The sequence below is a fragment of the Nonomuraea sp. CA-141351 genome (genome assembly GCF_050944675.1).
Taxonomy (GTDB): Bacteria; Actinomycetota; Actinomycetes; order Streptosporangiales; family Streptosporangiaceae; genus Nonomuraea.
Window position 1 is genome coordinate 10,652,420 of the sequence record NZ_CP191982.1, and the last position, 21,026, is coordinate 10,673,445.

The 21,026-nt window shown below is 70.9% G+C and carries 22 protein-coding genes and 1 tRNA gene; 15 read left to right on the top strand and 8 right to left on the bottom strand.

Annotation, left to right across the window (positions count from 1 at the left end):
- Positions 1–293 precede the first annotated feature (293 nt).
- The 3 genes from ACQPWU_RS50010 to ACQPWU_RS50020 form a co-directional block, all read right to left on the bottom strand.
- A tRNA-Lys gene (locus ACQPWU_RS50010) sits at positions 294–367 on the bottom strand.
- 41 nt (positions 368–408) lie between these two features.
- Positions 409–1,332, bottom strand: coding sequence for a nucleoside hydrolase (locus ACQPWU_RS50015; protein ID WP_433433513.1), 924 nt, complete (start codon positions 1,330–1,332; stop codon positions 409–411).
- Positions 1,333–1,562: 230 nt separating this feature from the next.
- Positions 1,563–1,964, bottom strand: a complete 402-nt coding sequence (locus tag ACQPWU_RS50020) for an OsmC family protein (RefSeq protein WP_360687141.1) — start codon at positions 1,962–1,964, stop codon at positions 1,563–1,565.
- A gap of 51 nt (positions 1,965–2,015) precedes the next feature.
- Between ACQPWU_RS50020 and ACQPWU_RS50025 the strand changes: the two genes are divergently transcribed.
- Positions 2,016–2,717: a hypothetical protein gene (locus ACQPWU_RS50025; RefSeq protein WP_433433515.1), complete on the top strand. Its 702-nt coding sequence runs from the start codon at positions 2,016–2,018 to the stop codon at positions 2,715–2,717.
- Between the two features lie 50 nt (positions 2,718–2,767).
- On the top strand, positions 2,768–3,544 hold the full coding sequence (locus tag ACQPWU_RS50030; protein WP_433433517.1) for an FAD:protein FMN transferase: 777 nt from the start codon (positions 2,768–2,770) through the stop codon (positions 3,542–3,544).
- Positions 3,545–3,676: 132 nt separating this feature from the next.
- Here the strand turns inward: ACQPWU_RS50030 and ACQPWU_RS50035 are convergent, their stop codons facing one another.
- Positions 3,677–3,952: a hypothetical protein gene (locus tag ACQPWU_RS50035; RefSeq protein WP_360687150.1), complete on the bottom strand. Its 276-nt coding sequence runs from the start codon at positions 3,950–3,952 to the stop codon at positions 3,677–3,679.
- A gap of 134 nt (positions 3,953–4,086) precedes the next feature.
- Between ACQPWU_RS50035 and ACQPWU_RS50040 the strand changes: the two genes are divergently transcribed.
- Together ACQPWU_RS50040 and ACQPWU_RS50045 are read left to right on the top strand one after the other, a co-directional pair.
- Positions 4,087–4,467: a phage holin family protein gene (locus ACQPWU_RS50040; protein WP_360687153.1), complete on the top strand. Its 381-nt coding sequence runs from the start codon at positions 4,087–4,089 to the stop codon at positions 4,465–4,467.
- Positions 4,468–4,474: 7 nt separating this feature from the next.
- Positions 4,475–5,809 (top strand): aromatic amino acid lyase, encoded by a 1,335-nt coding sequence (locus tag ACQPWU_RS50045; protein ID WP_433433520.1) that lies wholly within the window; start codon positions 4,475–4,477, stop codon positions 5,807–5,809.
- A gap of 296 nt (positions 5,810–6,105) precedes the next feature.
- On the opposite strand, the gene ACQPWU_RS50050 is transcribed toward ACQPWU_RS50045, so the two are convergent.
- Positions 6,106–7,095: a LacI family DNA-binding transcriptional regulator gene (locus ACQPWU_RS50050; protein WP_433433522.1), complete on the bottom strand. Its 990-nt coding sequence runs from the start codon at positions 7,093–7,095 to the stop codon at positions 6,106–6,108.
- A gap of 233 nt (positions 7,096–7,328) precedes the next feature.
- On the opposite strand from ACQPWU_RS50050, the gene ACQPWU_RS50055 reads away from it, so the two are divergent.
- Both ACQPWU_RS50055 and ACQPWU_RS50060 read left to right on the top strand, forming a co-directional pair.
- Entirely contained in the window at positions 7,329–8,183 is an 855-nt protein-coding gene (locus tag ACQPWU_RS50055) for an amidohydrolase (protein ID WP_433433523.1), read from the top strand.
- Positions 8,180–8,713 (top strand): cysteine dioxygenase, encoded by a 534-nt coding sequence (locus ACQPWU_RS50060; protein WP_360687165.1) that lies wholly within the window; start codon positions 8,180–8,182, stop codon positions 8,711–8,713. The genes ACQPWU_RS50055 and ACQPWU_RS50060 overlap by 4 nt, the downstream gene beginning before the upstream one ends.
- Here the strand turns inward: ACQPWU_RS50060 and ACQPWU_RS50065 are convergent.
- A complete protein-coding gene (locus tag ACQPWU_RS50065) occupies positions 8,682–9,350 on the bottom strand; it encodes a hypothetical protein (RefSeq protein ID WP_433433525.1) in 669 nt (222 codons plus the stop codon). The two genes, ACQPWU_RS50060 and ACQPWU_RS50065, sit on opposite strands and share 32 nt — an antisense overlap.
- Positions 9,351–9,362: 12 nt before the next feature.
- Positions 9,363–10,535 carry a CynX/NimT family MFS transporter gene (locus ACQPWU_RS50070; protein WP_433433527.1) on the bottom strand — a complete coding sequence of 391 codons (1,173 nt, stop codon included), beginning with the start codon at positions 10,533–10,535 and terminating at the stop codon, positions 9,363–9,365.
- 68 nt (positions 10,536–10,603) lie between these two features.
- On the opposite strand from ACQPWU_RS50070, the gene ACQPWU_RS50075 reads away from it, so the two are divergent.
- Positions 10,604–11,587: a LacI family DNA-binding transcriptional regulator gene (locus ACQPWU_RS50075; protein WP_433433529.1), complete on the top strand. Its 984-nt coding sequence runs from the start codon at positions 10,604–10,606 to the stop codon at positions 11,585–11,587.
- 4 nt (positions 11,588–11,591) lie between these two features.
- Here ACQPWU_RS50075 and ACQPWU_RS50080 read toward each other — a convergent pair whose 3' ends face one another.
- A complete protein-coding gene (locus tag ACQPWU_RS50080) occupies positions 11,592–11,912 on the bottom strand; it encodes a hypothetical protein (RefSeq protein ID WP_433433531.1) in 321 nt (106 codons plus the stop codon).
- 180 nt (positions 11,913–12,092) lie between these two features.
- On the opposite strand from ACQPWU_RS50080, the gene ACQPWU_RS50085 reads away from it, so the two are divergent.
- The 8 genes from ACQPWU_RS50085 (at position 12,093) to ACQPWU_RS50120 (ending at position 20,932) form a co-directional block, all read left to right on the top strand.
- Positions 12,093–13,058, top strand: coding sequence for a sugar-binding transcriptional regulator (locus ACQPWU_RS50085; RefSeq protein WP_433433533.1), 966 nt, complete (start codon positions 12,093–12,095; stop codon positions 13,056–13,058).
- A gap of 135 nt (positions 13,059–13,193) precedes the next feature.
- Positions 13,194–14,288, top strand: a complete 1,095-nt coding sequence (locus tag ACQPWU_RS50090) for an ABC transporter substrate-binding protein (RefSeq protein WP_433433535.1) — start codon at positions 13,194–13,196, stop codon at positions 14,286–14,288.
- Between the two features lie 10 nt (positions 14,289–14,298).
- Positions 14,299–15,174, top strand: a complete 876-nt coding sequence (locus ACQPWU_RS50095; protein ID WP_433433537.1) for an ATP-binding cassette domain-containing protein — start codon at positions 14,299–14,301, stop codon at positions 15,172–15,174.
- Complete coding sequence (locus ACQPWU_RS50100) at positions 15,171–16,403, top strand: sugar ABC transporter permease (protein WP_433433539.1); 1,233 nt, start codon at positions 15,171–15,173, stop codon at positions 16,401–16,403. Before ACQPWU_RS50095 ends, ACQPWU_RS50100 begins: the two co-directional genes overlap by 4 nt.
- The gene (locus tag ACQPWU_RS50105; protein ID WP_433433540.1) at positions 16,403–17,881 is read left to right on the top strand and encodes an FGGY family carbohydrate kinase; all 1,479 of its coding nucleotides are present in this window, start codon (positions 16,403–16,405) and stop codon (positions 17,879–17,881) included. Before ACQPWU_RS50100 ends, ACQPWU_RS50105 begins: the two co-directional genes overlap by 1 nt.
- A complete protein-coding gene (locus ACQPWU_RS50110; protein ID WP_433433542.1) occupies positions 17,878–19,317 on the top strand; it encodes an FGGY-family carbohydrate kinase in 1,440 nt (479 codons plus the stop codon). Before ACQPWU_RS50105 ends, ACQPWU_RS50110 begins: the two co-directional genes overlap by 4 nt.
- Positions 19,314–19,931 carry a histidine phosphatase family protein gene (locus ACQPWU_RS50115; RefSeq protein ID WP_433433544.1) on the top strand — a complete coding sequence of 206 codons (618 nt, stop codon included), beginning with the start codon at positions 19,314–19,316 and terminating at the stop codon, positions 19,929–19,931. The genes ACQPWU_RS50110 and ACQPWU_RS50115 overlap by 4 nt, the downstream gene beginning before the upstream one ends.
- On the top strand, positions 19,928–20,932 hold the full coding sequence (locus tag ACQPWU_RS50120) for a 2-hydroxyacid dehydrogenase (protein ID WP_433433546.1): 1,005 nt from the start codon (positions 19,928–19,930) through the stop codon (positions 20,930–20,932). Before ACQPWU_RS50115 ends, ACQPWU_RS50120 begins: the two co-directional genes overlap by 4 nt.
- The last annotated feature ends 94 nt before the right edge of the window (positions 20,933–21,026 follow it).

Genomic DNA, 21,026 nt, shown 5'->3' on the forward strand with positions numbered 1-21,026 from the left:
TATTCGTGGAGGACTCTGCGAGCCGGTCTCGTCGGCGTTGCGCCCGCCGATGATTACATACGCGCAGGTCATGGGCAGGTGGGGCTTCACGGGGGGTGCGCGTCCTGCCGGCCAGGCGCTGCGCGGCCTCGGGTACGGCGTCGCGGCGGTCCAACATGGCGTGATCTTGCGGGCCGGGGGCAGTCGCCGGCGGAGGTGGGGTTGATGCGCGCCATCCTGGCCGGCACGCCCCCAAGAGCCTCCAAGAACCGAGAAACCCCAGATCAGCACGCTGAACTGGGGTTTCCGTACAGTGCGCCGCCAGGGACTCGAACCCCGGACCCGCTGATTAAGAGTCAGCTGCTCTGACCAACTGAGCTAGCGGCGCAACAGATGTAACTGTATCAGCCGCCGAGCACTGCCCGCACATCATCCGAGCCGCCCCGCCAACCCCTCGTACGCCCCCAGAACCAGCTCCCAGAACCCCTTCACGTCCATCGAGGTAGCCACCAGCGCGTTCGAGTCCTGGGAGCTCACCTTGAAGTCCGTCACGGTCATCCCCCGCGTGTATCGCCCGGCCGTCTCGACGTTCACCACGGCCGGCACGCAGGTGAACAGGGAGGGATCAAGCACGTACGCCACCGCGCAAGCGTCGTGGATGGCCGGGCCGCCGTCGGCCGTCACCACCCCGTAGAACTGCGCGGCGGGGACCAGCAGTTCGGCCAGCTTTCCGAGGGGACGCATCCGGTCGAGTACGTCAGAGGTCACCACGGCGGTCAGCGTCACGTCCAGGCCCAGCATCTTCACCGTCCACCCCGCGCCGAAGACGATGGCGGCCGCCTCGGGGTCGGCGAGCATGTTGAACTCGGCGGCCGGATTGTGGTTGCCGCGCGTGAAAGAGCCGCCCATGATGACCAGCTCGCGGGCCCACTCAACGACGCGGGGCTCGCGGCGTACGGCGAGGGCGATGTTCGTCAGCGGCCCCACGGCCACCAGCGTGATCTCGCCCGGGGCGGACTTCAGGGTGTCCACGATGAAGTCGACCGCGTGCCCGTCCGACGGGCCCAGCCGGGGTGCGGGCAGGACCACGCCGCCCAGGCCCGTGGTCCCGTGCACGCGGGTGGCGCGCACTGTCTCGCGCAGCAGGGCGCCGGCGCTGCCCGGCGTCACCGGGACGTCGCCCAGCTCCAGGAACTCTCGTAGTGCCAGCGCGTTCGCCGTGGTCAGGGGGAGGTCGACGTTGCCGCCCACCGTGGTGACGCCCACCACGTCGAGGGAAGGGGATCCGGCCGCCAGGGCCAGGGCGAGCGCGTCGTCGATACCGGGGTCACAGTCAATCAGAACCTTTTTCACGAAACCGGAGGATACGCATAGATCGGGCCGGGCAGTTCCCCCAAAGCTGCCCGGCCCGATCGGCGGCGGTCCAGGCCGGCGTCTTCCCCCAAAAACGCCGGCGGTCCCGCACTAGCGAACCGCGGTCCCCCTCCGCGTCCGCTTCGGTGAAGGTTCACTGGTCTGTTGACCTGCTACAACGCTACCGAGACGAATGCAACGGTCGCGTCATAACGGGGTCGAATATCTGTTTAATCCGACTCTGGAACCTCCAGCCGAACCTCTGTACCTTCCTGCAACGATCTGCTCACCGTGCAGTACTTCTCGTGCACCCGCTCCGCCACCGCCCGGAACACCTCGCCGGCCTCCTCCGAGGGCAGCTCCACGTCATATGTGACGGTCACGGGGCCGAGCTTGCTCGGCTCGACCTTCTCCGCCTGCACGGTCATCGCCAGGCGCACCAGGCGGTGGCCACGTTTGGCGGTGAGCGGCTCGACTGTCACGATGTTGCATCCGCCCACCGCCGCCAGCAGCAACTCCACCGGCGTGAACACGCCGTCCTCGTCGCCGCCACCCATCCGCACCTCGGCGCCGCGGGCGTTCGTGGCCCGGAATCCGCCGTCCTCAGTTCGTTCGACACGCACGTTAGCCATGTTTCAGACCCTACTCAGAAACCTTTAATGTTCATTCAGCATCGTGAAGCCATGGCTAGCGAGGCGAAAGCGAACCCAGGTCCCGTCCTCTTCTGGTGCGGTGTCGCGGTGGCCGAGTTCGGTGCGATCCAACCGGGTTTCGGCTACCCGTGGCGGCCGACCGCCTATGCCGCGGCGGCGCTGCTGGTCGCGCTCGGCTTTGTCACCGTCAAGGCCGCCGACTACCTGCGCACCGAGGAGGCCAGGCAGCGGCTGCGGCTCGGCGGCTACCTGGCCGGCGCGCTGCTGGTGGCCCACGAGTTCAGCTCCACGGCGTACGTGACCGGGCTGAGCCGCGCGGGCTCGCTCATCCTGTACGCGATGGCGGCCGTCATGGCGGTCCGCAGCCACCGCGTCGCCGGGACCCCCAGGCCGACCCTGCTGATCGCCACCGGCCTCGACCCGGCCGCCCTTCGAGCTCGTCTGGACGGCGCGAGCGACACCGTGGCCGTCTACAGGATCGAGCGCGCCACCGACGAGCTGCGCGACCTGGAGGCCCGCCACGGCCTCATCCTGGTCGAGGGGGCGGAGCACGACCCACGGGCCAAGGAGCGCCTGAGCGCCTCGGGCCTGAGCCGCGAGATTCCCGACATCGCCGAGCGCGATGTGGTGGTGGCCGGTCCGCGGCAGTTCAAGAGGTACGTACGCGGGGCGTTGTCACGCCTTGCTGTGCCGAGATCACAGATTCATTTCAAATCACGGCAAAAGGTTTAGCTCCACATTACGCCTCATCTGCAACGGTGGGCTGCGGACAAGGAGGCAAGGTGACGACTTTCCCCGGAAGCGCCCGTGTCGAGATGGTCATGGGCATGCCGGTCAGTGTGGACATCCGCACCGCTCTCCCGGCACGCGAACTGATCCCCCTGCTGGATGACGCGTTCGCCTGGCTGAGGTGGGTGGACGACACCTTCAGCCCGGTCAAGGAGGACAGCCAGATCGGCCGGCTCAACCGCGGCCAGACGATCAGGCAGATCCCCGAGCTCATCGAGGTCCTCCACCGCTGCGACGAGCTCAGCCAGGCCACGGACGGCTATTTCGAGGCCCGCATCAACGGCGTCATCGACCCGTCCGGCTACATCAAGGGCTGGGCGCTCGAGCGGCTGTCCCGTGCCCTGGTCAATGCCGGCGCGGGCGACCACCGCATCAGCGCGGGCGAGGACATCAGGGTGCGTGGCTCGGCCGCACCAGGCAAGCGCTGGCGGGTCGGCATCCGCGACCCGCGCAAGAACGTGGTGCGCAAGGTCGTCTTCGCCCACGACCTGGGCATCGCCACTTCGGGCGGCGCCACCGTGGTCAACCCGCGCACGGGGAGGGTCGAGGAGGGCCTCGGCTCGGTCACCGTGATCGGCCCCGACCTCGGTGTGGCCGACGCGTACGCCACCGCCATCTACGCCATGGGCCCCATCCTGGCCAGACGCTTCGCGGCCGAGGTGGCGGCGGCGGGGCCGTACCAGACCATGATCATCGCGCGCGACGGGCAGGAGATCAGCACGCCCGGCTTCGCCGACTACAGCGGCGCGGAAGCCCGCATGGCCGGCTGACCACCCCTGCGTGCGGCAGGCCGCCCTCCCTCAGCGGCCCGCCGGCCCTCGCGTGAGCCGGTCGCACTCGAGTGGCTACGCAGGGTGGCGTGCAAAGCGGCATCGTTTCGCATCCTTGGCCTTCGCTAACGATCAGGCATCGGGATGCTTACGCAAATACTCTATGTAGATCGGGCGCAGCGCCTCGCCCAGCCGCCCCTCGCCGGAGGCGATGGCATCGCTGAGCAACGCGGAGACCCTGCTGAGGTCGTTGGCGGTCTCGGAATCATGACCGCTGGCGGCCTCCGCGGCCGGGATCACCTTCAGCAGGTCCCAGAGAAACCCCAGGTCCCCGTGGCGTACGGCATAACGCACCGCCCGATCGTGCAACTCGTCGGCCGGCAACGACTCGAGCCCGTTCGCGTCCATCTCGCTCCCTCCCCTCGACGCCCTCTGCCCGGGTTGGGCCGACCATAACCGGCGACTACCCAGAGTAATCGCTGGGAATCGTAGAGACTGCGCCACTATCGAATTGCCGATCTCAAGTGGGAGGATCAACCAGCGTGAGATTCATCATCAGAACCATTGCGGCGGCGGTGGCCCTTTGGGTGGCCATTCAGCTCGTCCCCGGCATCGGGGTCAGCGCCCCGGCCAGCTCGGCCAAATACTGGGGCGTGCTGCTGATCGTGGCGTTGATCTTCGGCCTCGTGAACGCGATCGTCAAGCCCATCGTCAAGGCACTGGGGTGCGCGATCGTCGTGCTGACACTCGGCCTGTTCCTCCTCGTGATCAACGCGGCCATGCTGCTGCTCACGGGCTGGATCGCCGGGCAGCTCTCCATCCCCTTCCACGTCGACAACTTCTACCCGGCCGCGTTCTGGGGCGCGATCATCGTCAGCGTCGTGAGCTGGCTGCTGGGCCTGGTCCTTCCCGACGGCGACTGAACCCCACGTGGAGCTCGACGGCGCCGGCCTGACCTGCGCGCAGGTTCACGAGGCCGCGTACGGCGGGGCCCGGGTCACGATCGCTTCCCTGGATCGGGCCCGGGCCGCGTGGGTCACTGCTCAGGAGTTCAAGGGTCCTGTGTACGGGCGGAGCACCGGCGTGGGCGCCAACAGGGGCGTACTCGTCGAAGAGCGCGGCCTAGACCTGCTCCGCAGCCATGTGTGCGGCGCCGGCCCCCTGGTCCCGCCCGCCCGCGCCAGGGCCATGCTCGTGGTCCGCCTCAACCAGTTCCTCGCGGGCGGCTCCGGCATCGACCCGGGCGTGCTCCCGGTGCTGGCCGACGCGATCAACGGCGGCTTCACCCCGCCGATCCAGACGTACGGGGCCATCGGCACCGGCGACCTCACGGCGCTCGCCACCGCTGCCCTGTGCCTGCTGGGCGAACTCCCCTGGCACCACGAAGGCTCACCACCCCCTCCCGACCAGCCCCGCTTCCCGCTCGCCTCCGGGGACGCGCTGCCGTTCATCAGCTCGGGTGCCGCCACGCTCGCCGACGCGGCCATCGCCTGCCACCGGCTCCGCCACCTCCTGGAAGCCGCCATCGACGTCGCCGCGATGTCGTTCACCGCCGTGCACGCCTCGGCGGAACCGCTGGCCGCAGCCGTGCAGGCGGCCCGCCCCCACGCCGGCCAGGCCGCCGTGGCCGCACGCCTGCGCGGCCTGCTCAGCCAGGAGCTCGGGACCCGTGTGCAGGACCCGTACGGGTACCGCGCCTTCGCCCAGGTGCACGGCGCCGCCATGGACGCCCTCGACCGAGCGACCGCCGCCATCGAGACCGACCTCAACGCCGCCACCGAGAACCCGCTCATGTCCGGCTCCCTGGCCTGGCACAACGGCAACTTCCATTCGGCCCCGGTGTCCCTGGCACTCGACGCGCTGCGTACGGCGCTCGTACAGACCGCCCAGCTCAGCGCCGCCCGTCTGGCCAACCTCATGGATCCTGCCTACACCGGCCGCCACCCGTTCCTCGCCGACCGCCCGGGCGCCTCGGGGCTGCTGATCCTGGAATACGTGGCACAAGACGCCCTGGCCGACCTCCGCCACCTCGCCAACCCGGTGACGACGGGCACGGCGGTGATCTCCCTGGGCACGGAGGACCACGCGGGCTTCGCCACCCAGGCCGCCCGCCACGCACTGCGCTGCCTGGAACCCCTGGAGATCGTCCTGGCCTGCGAACGCACGGCCGCCACCAGCGCCCTCCACGGCCCTACCCCCGACCGCCCCCTCACCACCGACCTCGCCGCCTCCCGCCACGCCCTGGCCCTCCACCCACCCACCTGACCCCGTCTTCGGGGGCCGCCGGCTGCTTCGACGGCGCCGTGGGGCGTCCGGCGGCCGTGCCCGGCCGAACGCGGTACCGGGCGGGACATAATGAGGCGGTTGCCGGGCGGCACATCACACGGGACCCCGGCGCAACGCGCGCGCTGGAGGTAACCGTGCCGGATGACGCCCCCTCTGCCCGCCTTTCAGCGCCGGTGCGGCGAGACGCACGCGGCGGAGCCACGCAGCAGGTGCGGCGAGCCCAAGGCGCGTGGCGGGTGCGCATTCGAGACGGCGTCGAATCCTGAAGGCCCCGGTCACACCACCCGTGCGACCGACCCCCGCTCCCTGAGCGTGGGCGCCTGGACGACCCGGCGTCGCCGTGTGCCGCCGTCGGTCGCCGCCGAAATGAGCCGCACCGCCGCCCGGACGATCCCGTCGATGTCCCAATCGACAGTAGTGAGCCCAGGCGTGAGCAGCCCCGACATCGGGTGGTCGTCATAGCCCATGACCGACACGTCACCGGGAACGGACAGCCCCAGCTCCTGAGCCGCCGCGTAAACCCCGTAAGCGATCGAGTCGGCGAAGCAGAACACCGCGCTCGGCCCCCGGGCGGTCAGGAGGTCGCGGGCGGCCGAGGTGGCGCCGGCGAGTCCGTGAGGGGCGGTGGTGACCTCGATGTCCAGGCCCAGCCGGTCGGCCTCCGCCGTGACGTGGAGGTCGGCGGGCCGGTCGGGCGTGCTGGCCCTGGTCGGGGTGAGGACCGCGACGCGGCGGTGGCCGAGGTCGCGCAGGTGCTCCAGGGCCATCGTCACGCCACGCCGGTTGTCGAAGACGACCTCCCCCGCCGTGCCCGCGATCGAGTCGCCGATCGCGACCACCGGCAGCGACTCGCACAGCTCGGCCCAGAACGCCGCCGCCGGGTCGATCGGCTGGACGATCAGGCCGTCAACGCGCTGGTCGCGGAGCCGCTGGGCGAAGGCGCGCTCGCGGGCGGGGTCGCCGACCGCATCGAGGATCAGGGCATAACGGTCTTTCTCCCGCAGACCCCGGCTGATGCCGACGGCCAAGGACTGCTGCCACAGGTCCTCCAGCGAGCCGCACAGCAGGCCGATCATGCCGGTGCGCCCGCTGGCCAGGGCCCTGGCGATGGGGTCGGCCTCGTAGCCGAGCTCGGCTGCCGCGGCGCGCACTCGCTCCATGGTCTCCTCGGACACCTGGAGGCCGCGCAGCGCGTAGGAGACGGCCGCGGGTGACAGGCCCGTGGCCTGGGCCACCTCCCGGATCGTGGCTCTCTTGCGAGGCATTCAGCCAGCCTATTCGGTGACACCGACAGAACCGCAGTTTTCGCGCCAGGATTGCCGATCCACGCCCGCCCGGCGCGCCCGAGGCCGCGGTACGCGTGTGGCGCCGAGCCATTGACAAGCCCGTAGGTGAAGCGGTTCACTGAATCGTATCACTGAAACGCTTCACGGTAGCGACAACCCAGTACGGCGCGTTAACATGTAATGTGAGTAGGAAATAGAGGGAGGAGGAAGCCGTGAGCGTCGACGTCCATCAGCATGTGTGGACCCACCGGTTCGTCGATGCCCTGCGCGCCCGGACTTCCCCGCCTTACGTCGACGGCTGGACGCTGATCCTCGACGGCGAGCCCCCGTACGAGATCGACCCCGAGGACCGCAGGGACACCACCGGCCTGGAGCTGGCGCTGGTGTCGATGTCGAGCCCGCTCGGCGTCGAGTCCCTGCCGCCCGAGGAGTCGTGGCCGCTGATCGACGCCTACCACGACGGCGCGCTCGCGCTGGGCGAGCCGTTCGGGGCCTGGGCGTCCACGTGCCTCAGCGAGCCCGATCCCGGCCGACTGGCCAAGGACCTCGACCGCGGCTTCGCCGGGCTGCAGATCCCCGCGACGGCCGTCCCGGACGACCGGCTGCTCGAGGTGCTCACCCACAGGGATCTGCCGCTCTTCGTCCACCCCGGCCCCGCCGCCCCGGCCCCCGGCACGCCGCCGTGGTGGCCGGCCGTGGTGCCGTACGTGCAGCAGTTGCACGCCGCGTGGCACTACTTCCACGCCGTCGTCCGGCCCAGGCACCCGCGGCTGCGCGTCTGCTTCGCGGCGCTCGCGGGGCTGGCCCCGCTGCACTCGGAACGCCTGATCGCCAGAGGCGGCGGCACCCGCGGCCTGGTCGATCCGGACTTCTTCGTGGAGACCTCCTCCTACGGCCCGCGCGCCATCGACGCGATCGTTCGCGAGCTGGGCATCGACGTCGTCGTCAACGGCTCCGACGCCCCTTACGCCAGAGCACCCGAGCCCGGGCTCGGCGCGGCCGCCGGCCACGCCATCCGGGTCGTCAACCCCCGTCGTCTACTTTCCAGAAGGGAGACTCGTACGTGAGCACGAACCAGATCCAGGACGGGGGCACCTGTGCCCGGCTCCCCGAGCGCACGCTCGACCGCCGCGAGCTGCGCGAGCTGGTGAACGAACTGGCCGCCAACCCCGAGGAGTGGCGCGACCAGGTGGAGTTCCCGGAAGAGGGCGGAAGGCACTATGCCTCGCTCTACCGCGACGCGTACGTGGACGTCTGGCTCCTGTGCTGGCGCCCCGAGGACGACACGGGCTGGCACGACCACGACATCTCCTCGGGAGCCGTCCACGTGGTGCAGGGCGCGCTGCTGGAGTGCAACCCCCGCATCGGCGGCGAGCACTTGGAGACCGTGGTGTCGGAGGGCCAGTCGTTCTCGTTCGGGCCCGACCACATCCACCGGCTCAACGGCGCGGTCGACAACAGCGTCTCCATCCACGCCTACTCGCCGCCGCTGTGGCGGCTCGGCCAGTACTCGATCGACGACACCGGCGTCATGCGCCGCGTCTCGGTGAGCTACGCCGACGAGCTCAGGCCGCTGGATGACGCCGTGGTGGCCTGAGGACGCAGCAGCTTCCGCAGGGCTCGACATCGGGCAGTGTGATCCACAGACAGCAGGTCCTGCGGAAGTAGCCGTCGCCGGCGGGCTCGATCAGCCCGTCGACCGGTGCGCCGATCTCCTTCAGCAGCCGCATGTAGTCGCCGGGCACGATCGACGTCAGCGGGTGGGCGAACGCCTCCGCCGTGGAACCCCACAGCGTGCGCTCCCCCACCTTCGCGATGGAGCCGATCAGCGAGACCAGCGGCCGCTGCGACTCGGCGAGCGCCTCGCCGATCACACCGGCCCCGGAGCCCCAGCTCACGCGCGTCGCCGCGACCGTCACCCCCGCGTCCGACACCTTGAAGTACGTGTCCGCCAGCCGCATGATCGGCACCCGCCCGTCCAGCGCCCACCCGAGCGCCATGGGCAGCGTGTGCCAGTAGCTGTAGGTCTTCCAGAACAGCGCCGCGCCGACATGGCGTGGCGCGTTCCAGCGCGCGGCCGTCTCGTCGATCAGCTCGATGAGCAGCCGGTACGGCTCCCGCAGCAGCTCGCCGACCGGCGTCCAGCTCTCGTCAGGATCGATGACCAGACCCGGATCGACCCCGATCACCCCGCCCCGCCCGTCGGCAAGTCGCTGGAGCACCTCGGTCAGCACGCTGGAACCTCCCTATAGGTTAGCCTTACCTAAGGTAGCAGGCCGTCCCGCGAACCACCCAGCCACGATCTGGACCACGAGCACCGCCAGCCCTGCCGTCAGCGGCACCGACCAGCCGCCGGAGACCTGCCTGAGGAACCCGAACAGCAACGGCCCCAGGGCCGCGATCACGTACCCCACGGACTGCGCCACGGCCGACAACGCGGTCACGGCGGCCGGATCGGCGGGCCGCAATGCGATGATCAGCAGCGCCAGCGCGAACGAGGCTCCCTGGCCGATCCCCAGCACGATCATCCATACCCACGGCGCGGCGGTCGGGGCCAGCAGCATGCCGAGGTAGCCCAGCACCGTCAGCACCCCGGCGCCCACCACGTACGGCACCTGCGACTCCCGCCTGCCGGCCAGCACGGGGACCGCGAGCGAGGTGGCCACCTGGACCAGGTTGGTCAGGCTGAGCAGGTATCCCGCCTGGTCGGCGGGCAGTCCTGCCTCCAGGAAGATCGTCGGCAACCAGGCCAGCATGACGTAGAAGGTCAGCGACTGCAGGCCCATGAGCGCGGTCACGTACCAGGTCACGCGACTCCTGAGCACCGCGCCGAACGGCCTGGGCCCGTTCTGCGCCCCGCTCCGATTGCGCAGCGCCTGAGGGAGCCAGAGCAGCGCGGCCAGCAGCGCCGGCACGGCAAGCAGCGCGGAGACGCCGCGCCAGCCATACCCCGTGGCGTGCTCGATGGGGATGACCAGCCCGGAGGCGAGGGTGGCGCCGGCCACCACCGAGGAGACGTAGACGCCGGTCAGGAGGTTGACTCGGGTCGGGAAGTGCTGCTTGACGACGGCGGGCATGGAGACGTTCATGACGGCTATCGCGGTGGCGGCGAGGGCGGAGCCGAGGTAGAGCACGGGCGCGCCGTCGAGGCCGCGCAGCGCCACGCCCGCCGCGATGACGAGCAGACCGGCCAGCAGGGTGCGATCCAGCCCCAAGCGCCGCGCGAGCAGCGGCGTGACCGGCCCGAACACGCCCAGGCAGACCACCATGACCGTGGTGACCGCGCCACCGCCGGCGGGCGAGAGGCCCACGTCTTTCATGATCTCGTCGAGGAGCGGGGAGACACCCGCGATGGCGGGGCGCAGGTTGAGCGCGGCCAGCACGAAACCGGCCACCAGCACGGCAGATCTCAACGACATAGGGGACCACTCTCGCATAACCTCCTGACAACGTTGTCTACCTGGTCGGAGTGAGAAATGATCCTGGCGTGAGACCGACGATGAAGGACGTCGCCTCGGCCGCGGGCGTGGCGCTCAAGACAGTCTCGCGCGTCGTGAACGGCGAGCCCGGCGTCCACCCGGGCACGGCCGAGCGGGTGCGCGCGGCCATCGACCGGCTGGGCTACAGCCGCAACGAGAGCGCGCGGGTGCTGCGCAGGGGCAGGACCGCCACGATCGGGCTGGTCATCGAGGACGTGGCGGACCCGTTCTACTCGGGTCTGAGCCGGGCCGTCGAGGACGTCGTCATCGAGCACGGATGCCTGCTGCTGAGCGGCTCGTCCGGCGAGGAGCCGGGCAGGGAGCGGGAGCTGGTCGAGGCGTTCTGCGCGCGCCGCGTGGACGGGCTGATCATGGTGCCCGCCGGTGAGGACCACACGTATCTACGTCCCGAGCTGGAGGCCGGCACACCGGTGGTGTTCGCGGACCGGCCGCCGGGAGCGGGGATCGACGTGGACACGGTGCTCGCCGACAACGTGGGCGGCGCCGGGGAGGCGATCCGCCACCTCATGGGCCACGGCCACCGCAGGATCGCCTTCCTCGGGGACGACCCCGGGATCTTCACCGCCGCCGAGCGGCTCAAGGGCTACCGCGAGGTGCTCGGGGGGCTGTTCGACGAGCGCCTGGTGTCGATGCGGCCGCCCTCGATGGAGGCGGTACGCGCGGACCTGGCCCGCATGTTCGCGCTGGACGACCCGCCGTCCGCGCTGTTCACCGGCAACGGCCGCTACACCGTGACAGCCCTGCGCGCGCTCGACGGGCGACGGGTCGCGCTGGTGGGGTTCGACGACTTCGAGCTGTCCGACCTGCTGGATCCGCGGGTGAGCGTGGTGGCGCAGGACCCGGCACGGATGGGTCGGGTGGCGGCAGAGCTGCTGTTCCGCCGCCTGCGCGGCGAGGCAGGACCGCCGGAGCACGTCGAGCTGCCGGTACGGCTGATCGCCCGCGGCTCCGGCGAGCTCCCGCCGGGCTAGCCTCTCAGGCGAGCCGCTCCTCCACGCCCACGACGCCGGCGGCGCCGGTGAGGGTGTTGCCGCAGGATCCCCGGGACTGCCCGTACGCGCCGGGCGGCAGCGTCTCCCACTCGCCCAGGACGTCGAGCGCTCGGCTGCAGACCACCACGGCCCGGAACATCCAGGTCTCGTCCGTGGGGTTGCTGCATGCGGCGATGCCGAGGTCGTTGCTCTGCGCGTGCACGATGGTGTCGCACTTGAGGACCGTGGCCGCCGCGGGAGCGGGCGGCGCCATGCCCGCGGCCACGAGACCGATGGCCGCCGCGATCAACATCCCTTTGGACATTGCCCCTCCCGCACCGATAGCCGGACACTACTTTGCGCATTCAATCGTAAGCGGAGAGTTTCGATCCCGCCTAGAGAACCTTCCCGGACGGACAAGCGGGGACTGGCCTTCTCCATCAAGACAGCATCCCCGTATAGTCGTTTGCGCATCGGTTCAGCAAAGATGTTCAGGAGTGCGCTCATGAATGCCGCCGACGTCGCACCCGAGACGCAGGCCAGGTTCCCCCTGGAGCTGATGTACGCGGCGGCCCAGCAGTACTACATGGAAGAGGCCACCCAGGGCGACATCGCCAAGCGGCTGGGCGTCTCCAGGGCGACGGTGAGCCGGCTGCTCACCGAGGCCCGCAAGCAGGGCATCGTCGAGATCAAGGTGCACAGGCCGGCCGCGCTTGAGGACGGCCCGCTGGCCGCCGAGGTGGCGGAGGCGCTCCGGCTGCAGCGCGTCTACCTGGTCCCCAAGGTCAGCGGCCCCGCCCTGGGCCCGTGGCTGGCCCCCGCCGTGACCCGCGCGCTGGCGGCGGTCGGGCTGGAGTCCGGCGACGTCGTACTCGTCTCGTCGGGCACCACGGTCTACGAGTGCGCCCGCGAGGGGCTCGGCCACTATCCCGGGGTCACGATCGCCCCCGCGGTGGGCGGCCAGGAGGAGCCGCAGCCCTGGTTCCAGACCAACGAGACCACCCGCATCCTGGCCGAACGCGTCGGCGGCGTGCCCGCCTACCTCTATGCTCCCGCGCTGCCCGGCCCCGAGCTGTTCTACTCGCTCCAGCACGAACCGTCCGTACGCCGCGTCATGGACCTGTGGGCGCACGCCAAGTGCGCCGTCGTCGGCGTCGGCTCGGCACCGCTGATGCGGCAGATGACGCCCGCACTCATGCCGCGCGACGCCGAGAGCCTGCGCCAGGCCGTGGGCGACGTGTGCATGCGTGTCTACGACCGCGACGGCGAGCCCGTTACGTACCCCGGCAGCGAGCGCCTGGTCGCCACCCAGCCGGAGGAGCTGCGCCGCATCCCGGCCACCATCGCGGTCGCGGTGGGCGCCGAGAAGGTGCTGTCCATCGTCGCGGGCGCCAAGGGCGGCTACTTCAACCAGCTCGTCACGGATGTCCCCACGGCAGAGGGCCTGGTGGCGGCCGCACGTCAACTCTGAACATCTTTGCTGGACAAAGTTTCAGAAGGCGCGCTACCGTGAGCCGCACCACAGGATGTGTCCCTTTGTGAGGGCCATGTCCTGTTTCGGGGGCAATGCGTCATGAATCCCGGTAGGCAAGTGAGGAACAAACCCGTGAACAGAGCGAAGATGCGGACCTCCGCGTTCGCCGCAGTGGCAGTGCTCGCAGGCTCGGTGCTGGCCGCGTGCGGCTCCGGCTCCAGCGGCGGCTCCAGCGGCGGGAACACCAGTGGTGGCGGCGCCGTCGAGAACGCCAAGGTGGCCTTCCTCATGCCCGACCTGGCCTCCACCCGATACGAGCTGCAGGACAAGCCGCTGTTCGAGGCCAAGATGAAGCAGCTCTGCCCGACATGCCAGGTCATCTACCAGAACGCCGACTCCGACGCCGCCAAGCAGCAGCAGCAGGCCAACTCCGCGCTCGCCCAGGGCGTCAAGGCCATCGTGATCGACCCGGTCGACTCCGCCGCCGCGGCCACCATCGTCAAGTCGGCCCAGTCGCAGCAGGTGCCGGTCATCGCCTACGACCGGCCGGTCCCGGCCACGCCCGCCGACTACTACATCTCGTTCGACAACGAGAAGATCGGCCAGATGATCGCCCAGTCCCTGGTCGACCACCTCAAGAAGGAGAACGCCCAGGGCGGGATCCTCCAGGTCAACGGCTCCCCCACGGACGCGGCGGCCGGTCTGATCAAGAAGGGCATCCACAGCGCGGTCGACCCGAGCGGCTTCAAGCTGCTGGCCGAGTACGACACGCCCGACTGGCAGCCGGAGAAGGCGCAGACCTGGGTCAGCGGCCAGATCACGCAGTTCAAGGACCAGATCGTGGGCGTCGTCGCGGCCAACGACGGCACCGGCGGCGGTTCGATCGCCGCGTTCAAGGCCGCCGGCGTGAAGGTGCCCCCGATCACCGGCAACGACGCCGAGATCGCCGCCGCGCAGCGCATCATCAAGGGCGACCAGTACAACACCATCTCCAAGCCGATCAAGATCGTGGCCGAGGCCGCGGCGAACACGGCCTGGGAGTTCATGCAGGGCAAGAAGCCCGCAGGAAAGACCACGCTCTACAACACCCCCTCCGAGCTGTTCGTCCCCACGGTCGTGACCAAGGAGAACGTCAAGGAGGTGCTGTTCGACAGCGGCATCATGAAGGCCGCCGACGTCTGCACCGGCGAGTACGCCAAGGGCTGCGAAGAGCTCGGCATCAAGTAGGAGAACGCCGATGACCGTCCTGTCCCTGCGCGGGATCAGCAAGACCTTCGGCGCGGTGGCCGCGCTCACCGACATCGAGCTCGACGTCGCGGCCGGCCAGGTCGTCGCCGTCGTGGGCGACAACGGCGCGGGCAAGTCGACGCTGGTCAAGATCCTCTCCGGCGTGCACCCGCCGGACGCGGGCACGATCACGTTCGAGGGGAACGAGGTCGAGATCCCCACCCCGGCCGCCGCCCACAAGCTCGGCATCGCCACGGTCTTCCAGGACCTGGCGCTCTGCGAGAACCTCAACGTGATCCAGAACCTGTTCCTCGGCCAGGAGATCCGTCCGCTACGCCTCAACGACGTGGCCATGGAGACCCGTTCGTGGGAGCTGCTCCGCCAGCTCTCCGCCAAGATCCCGAGCGTACGGGTGCCCGTGGCGGCGCTGTCGGGCGGCCAGCGGCAGACGGTGGCCATCGCCAGGTCGCTGCTCGGCGACCCGAAGGTCATCATCCTCGACGAGCCCACCGCCGCGCTCGGCGTGGCCCAGACGGCCGAGGTGCTCAACCTGGTCGAGCGGCTGCGTGAGAACGGCCTGGGCGTCATCATGATCAGCCACAACATGGCGGACGTGAAGGCCGTCGCCGACACCGTCGCGGTGCTGCGGCTCGGCCGCAACAACGGAGTGTTCGACGTGGCCGAGGTCTCCACCGAGGACATCATCGCCGCCATCACCGGCGCCACCGACAACGTGGTGTCCCGGCGGGCCCAGCGCGAGGGAGCGCCGGCGCCTGGAGGAGCGGCGGGAGCGAAGCGACCAGAGCGGGGGAAGGCGACGGCATCAGAGGCGACCGAGCCCGCCTCACGGAGTGAGGCCATAGACACGAGGGGAGCTCAGTCGTGAGCACATTGACGACAGACCGCCAGGACGAGCGGCTTCAGGACCGTGACGGGCTGCGCGGCGCGCTCGCCGACATGCTCGAACGGGCCCGCGGCGGCGACCTGGGCGTCATCCCCGTCGTCGTCGGGCTCGTGGTCATCTGGACGGTACTGCAGATCCTGAACCCGATCTTCCTGTCCAGCGCCAACCTGGTGAACCTCACGCTGGAGTCCGCCGCCGTCGGGATCATCGCGCTCGGCATCGTGTGCGTGCTGCTCGTGGGCCAGATCGACCTGTCCGTGGGCTCGGTCAGCGGGCTGTCGGGCGCGGTGCTCGCGGTGCTCTTCGTGAGCCAGGGGCTGCCGGTCTGGCTGGCCATCCTGGCCTCGGTGATCATGGGCGCGGTCATCGGCTGGGTGTACGGGCAGCTGTTCAACAGGTTCGGCGTGCCGAGCTTCGTGATCACGCTGGCCGGCCTGCTGGCCTTCCTCGGGCTCCAGCTGTACGTGCTGGGCACCAAGGGCTCGATCAACCTGCCCTTCGACTCGGGCCTGGTGAACTTCGCGCAGCTCGACTTCGTGCCGGCCTGGCTGTCGTACACGTTCGCGGTCATCGCGGCCGCGTGGCTGTTCGCCAGCGGGTACCTGCACGCCAGGGAGCGGCGCAAGGCCGGGCTGTCGGCCAGGAGCGTGTCGGCGCTGGCCGTCAGGAGCGTGGCGCTGCTGGTGGTGCTGGCGTTCGTGGTCTGGTACCTCGGCCAGACCCGCGGCGTGGGCTGGATGTTCGTCTTCTTCGTGGCGCTCGTGCTGATCATGCACTACCTGCTGTCGCGGACGAAGTGGGGCAGGGCCGTCTACGCCGTGGGCGGCAACGTCGAGGCCGCGCGCCGCGCCGGCATCAACGTCAAGGCCATCTACACCTCGGTGTTCGTGCTCTGCTCGACGTTCGCGGCCGTCGGCGGCATCCTGGCCGCGGCCAGGCTCGCGGCGGCCAACCAGTCCAGCGGCGCGGGCGACGTCAACCTCAACGCCATCGCGGCGGCCGTGATCGGCGGGACGAGCCTGTTCGGCGGGCGCGGCACGGCGTTCGGCGCGCTGCTCGGCATCATCGTGATCCAGTCGATCTCCAGCGGCCTGACCCTGCTCAACCTCGACTCGTCGATCAGGTTCGTGGTCACCGGTGCGGTGCTGCTGCTCGCGGTGATCGTCGACTCCGTGTCGCGGCGGTCGAGGACCTCTCACGGCAGGGCCTGATGGCGATCATCTGCGTGGACGCCGGGACCACGGTCATCAAGGCGGTCGGGTACGACGCCGGGGGCGCGGAGGCGTTCGTCGCGAGGCGGGAGACCACGGTCTCCAGGCCCGCGCCCGGCCATGCCGAGCAGGACATGGGCGCCGTCTGGGACGCGGTCGTCGCCACCGTGCGCGAGGTCGCCGCCCGGATGGACCAGAAGGTCGACTTCGTGGCCGTGACGGCGCAGGGTGACGGCTGCTGGCTGGTCGACGCGAAGGGCGAGCCGACCGGGCCCGCGATCCTGTGGAACGACGCCAGGGCGGCCGCGGCCGTGGACGCCTGGACCCGCTCCGGGATCGCGGCCGAGGCCTTCCGCCTGAACGGCTCCTCGGCCGCGTCCGGGCTGCCGCACGCGATCCTGACCTGGCTGCGCGCGAACGACCCCGAACGGCTCGACCGGTCGAGCGCCATGCTGACCTGCGGGGGCTGGATCTTCGCGAGGATGACCGGAGAACTGGCGGCCGACGAGTCCGACGCCTCCGCGCCGTTCATGGACCTGCGGGCGCGTGCTTACTCCCCTTCCCTGCTTGCCATGTTCGGCCTGGAGTGGGCCGAGCGGCTGCTGCCTCCCATCCGCTCCAGCCACGTCGCCGAGCTGACCCGGGAGGCGGCCTCGGCGCTCGGCCTCCCCGCCGGGACGCCGGTCGCGATGGCCCCGTACGACATCGCCGCCACGGCTCTGGGCGCGGGCGCGGTGCGGACCGGGCAGGCGTGCGGCATCCTCGGCACCACGCTGTGCACCGAGGTCATCGTCGACTCCGCCGACCTGGAGGGCGAGCCGATCGGGATCACGATCGCGATCCCGGGTGGCTACGTGCGGGCCTTCCCGACGTTCGCGGGTACGGAAGTGGTGCAGTGGACGTGCCGCATGCTGGGCCTGCACGGCCCGGCCGAGCTGGGCGACCTGGCCCTGCTGAGCGAGCCGGGCGCGCGCGGGCTGACGTTCCTGCCATACATGTCGCCCGCCGGTGAGCGGGCGCCGTTCTCCGACCCGCTGGCCAGGGGTTCGCTGCTGGGCATGTCGTTCGAGCACGGCCGCGAGGACGTGGCGCGGGCAGTGCTCGAGGGGCTGACGATGGTCATCCGCGACTGCCTGGCCGCCACCGGCGCCGAGCCGACGGAGCTGCGCGTGTGCGGCGGCGGCTCGAACAGCACCGTCTGGCTCCAGCTGATCGCCGACATCACCGGGCTGCCCGTGCGCCGCCCGGCGGACGCCGAGGTGGGCGCGCGGGGCGCGTACCTGGTGGGACTGGCCGCCACCGGAGCAGCTCCGTCCATCGCCGCGGCGGCCTCGGAGCATGTACGGCTGCGCGACGCGGTCGAGCCCGCCCCCTCTCGCCGGGCACTGTACACGCGCCTGTTCGACGACTTCCTGACCCTGCGCGGGGCGAACGCGGCTTCCTGGCCGCTCCTGGCCGAGATGAGGAGCCGTACATGAGCGTATGGATCGGCGTCGACCTCGGGACGCAGAGCGTACGGGTGATGGCCGTGGCCGGGGACGGGCAGGTGCTGGGGACGGCCAGCCGGGCCCTCACCAGCCACCGCGACGGGCCCCGCCACGAACAGGACCCCGAGCAGTGGTGGCGCGAGCTGGCCGGCGCCGCCCGCGAGGCACTGCGGGACGTGCCCGCGTCGGAGGTGGCCGGCGTGGCCGTCGACGCGACATCTGGAACGATCCTGCTCACGGACGGCTCCGGCAGGGCTGTGACGCCCGCGCTCATGTACGACGACCGGCGCGCCGACGCCGCGCGTGCCAACGAGGCAGGCGCTCCCGTCTGGGAGCGGCTCGGCTACCGGCGCATGCAGCCCAACTGGGCGCTGCCGAAGCTGCTATGGCTGCTCGACGAGGCGCCCGAGGGCGCCCGGCTGGCACATCAGAGCGACTTCGTCACCAGGCGGCTGGTCGGGCACGAGGTGGCCACAGACCTGAGCAACGCGCTGAAGACCGGCGTGGACCTCATCGAGGAGCGCTGGCCCCTCGAGGTGATGGACGCGCTGGGGGTGCCCTCGGAGATCCTTCCCGAGGTCGTGCGGCCCGGCACCCGGCTCGGCGTGGTCTGCGCCGAGGCCGCCGATGAGACCGGCATCCCAGTGGGCACGCCCGTGATCGCCGGGACCACCGACGGGTGCGCGGCCCAGCTGGGCGCGGGCGCCAACCAGGTGGGCAGCTGGAACTCGGTGCTGGGCACGACGCTGGTGCTCAAGGGCGTGACGAAGGAGCTGATCCACGACCCGCTCGGCGTCGTCTACTCGCACCGCGCGCCGGACGGCTCGTGGCTGCCGGGCGGCGCGTCGAGCACCGGTGCGGGCGTCCTGACGCGTGACCTGCCGGGCCGCGATCTCGGCGCGCTGAGCGCCCAGGCTGCGGCCCGCGGGCTCAACGGCGACGGCACCGCCGGATGGCCCGTGACGTACCCGCTGGTGTCGCGTGGTGAGCGCTTCCCGTTCGACGCGCCGGGGGCCGAGGGGTTCACGCTCGGCAGCCCGGTCGACGACGTCGAGCGCTACGCGGCGATCCTGCTCGGCGCGGCCTTCGTCGAGCGCCTCTGCTTCGACTACCTCGACCTGCTCGGCGCCCCCGTGGACGGCGAGGTCATCCTGACCGGCGGTGCCACCCGCAGCGCGTACTGGACGCAGCTCCGGGCGGACGTCCTGGGACGTCCTGTGACGCTGCGGGAGAACGCCGAGCCCGCCCTGGGCATGGCCGTCCTGGCGTCCGGTGACCCCGGGCGGATGATCAGGACCAGTGCGGTCGTCGACCCGTCGAGAGCCGACCTCACGGAGGCGTACCTGCGATTCGTCACGGAACTGGAGCAGCGCGGCTGGCTCGACGCGGCCGCCGCCGGACACGCGCGCGAGAGGACCAACCGATGACCGACCTCGTCCTGGTACGCCACGGCGAGACCGTCTGGCACGCCGAGAACCGCTATGCCGGAATCAGCGACATCGAGCTGACCCCGCGCGGACATGCGCAGGCCGTCCAGCTCGCCGAGTGGGCCGGTCAGGCGGGCCTGTCGGCCGTCTGGGCCTCCACGCTCAGCCGGGCCCAGATCACCGCCGCGGCCGGCGCGGCCAAGGCGGGCGTGGCGCTCCAGACCGACCCCAGGCTGCGCGAGCTGGACTTCGGCGAGGGCGAGGGCCTGACCTCCGCCGAGATGGCGGCCCGATTCCCCGAGGCGCGCGCCGCGTTCGAGTCCGACCCCGCCGAGCACCCGCTGCCCGGCGGGGAGGACCCGCACCAGGCCGCCGACCGGTTCGTCGCCGCACTCCACGACATCGCCGCCGCCCATTCCGACGGGCGCGTGCTGGTGGTCGCGCACACGACCGCCATCAGGCTCGCCCTGTGCCGCCTGATCGGGGTGCCGCTCGGCGAATACCGGCGGCTGTTCCCGCGCCTGGACAACTGCGCCCTGACCGAACTGCGCCTGCGCGCCGGGCGGCGGGCCGCGATGCTGCAGTACAACTCCCCGATTGGAGCCGTTCGTTGACCATCCGAGTCCTTGCCGCAGGGGACCACTTCGTCCAGAACAGCCTGCTCATCGACGCGCTCAGGCGCGAGGTCCCGGGCGAGGTGGACATCAGCGAGCTGACGCTGCCGTGGCCGGTCGAGCCGTTCGGCCGGGTGGGCGAGGTGGACGAGGCGTCGGACGTGGAGGACGAGCTGATCGAGGCGCTGCGCGGCGTCGAGGTCTGCGTGACCCAGATGGCCCCCCTGACCAAGCGCGTCCTGGACGCCTCCCCTGACCTGCGGCTGTTCTGCGTGAGCCGGGGCGGCCCGGTGAACGCCAACCTGGAGGCGGCCAAGGAGGCGGGCGTGGCGGTGACGTTCGCGCCCGGCCGCAACGCGGTGGCCACCGCCGAGCACACCCTGGCCATGCTGCTCGCCGCCACCCGCAGGATCCCCCAGACGCACAACGACCTCGCGGGCGGCGTGTGGCGGGGCGACTACTACATGTACGACAACGTCGGCCCCGAACTGGACGGCAACACGGTCGGCCTGGTCGGCTACGGCGCCATCGGCCGCCGCGTGGCCCGCATGCTCGAGGGCTTCGGCGCGGACGTGCTGGTCTACGACCCGTACGTGGACGTGCCCGGCAAGGTGGACCTGGACGAGCTGCTCCGCCGCTCCCACTTCGTCTCCCTGCACGCCCGCGCCACCCCCGAGACCATCGGCATGATCGGCGCGGCCCAGATCGCCGCCATGCCCCGCGGCTCGGTCCTGGTCAACTGCGCCAGGGGCTCGCTGCTCGACTACGACGCCGTGTGCGACGCGCTGGACTCGGGCCACCTGTTCGGCGCCGCGATGGACGTCTTCCCCGAGGAGCCCATCCCGCCCGGCTCGCGCCTGCTCGCGACCCCCAACCTGATCATGACCCCGCACCTGGCCGGGGCCAGCAAGCAGACGGCCATGAAGGCGGCCTCGATCGTGGCCGCGGATGTGGCCCGCTACGTGCGCGGCGAGCCACTCGCCCACGAGGCCACCTCTTGACGGCCGTCCTTCGACTTCCCGCGCCCCTCCGCCGGAGCCACCCCCACCCTCCTCCCCAAAGGGCCCACCGAAGTACGGCGAGGGCGAAGGGATG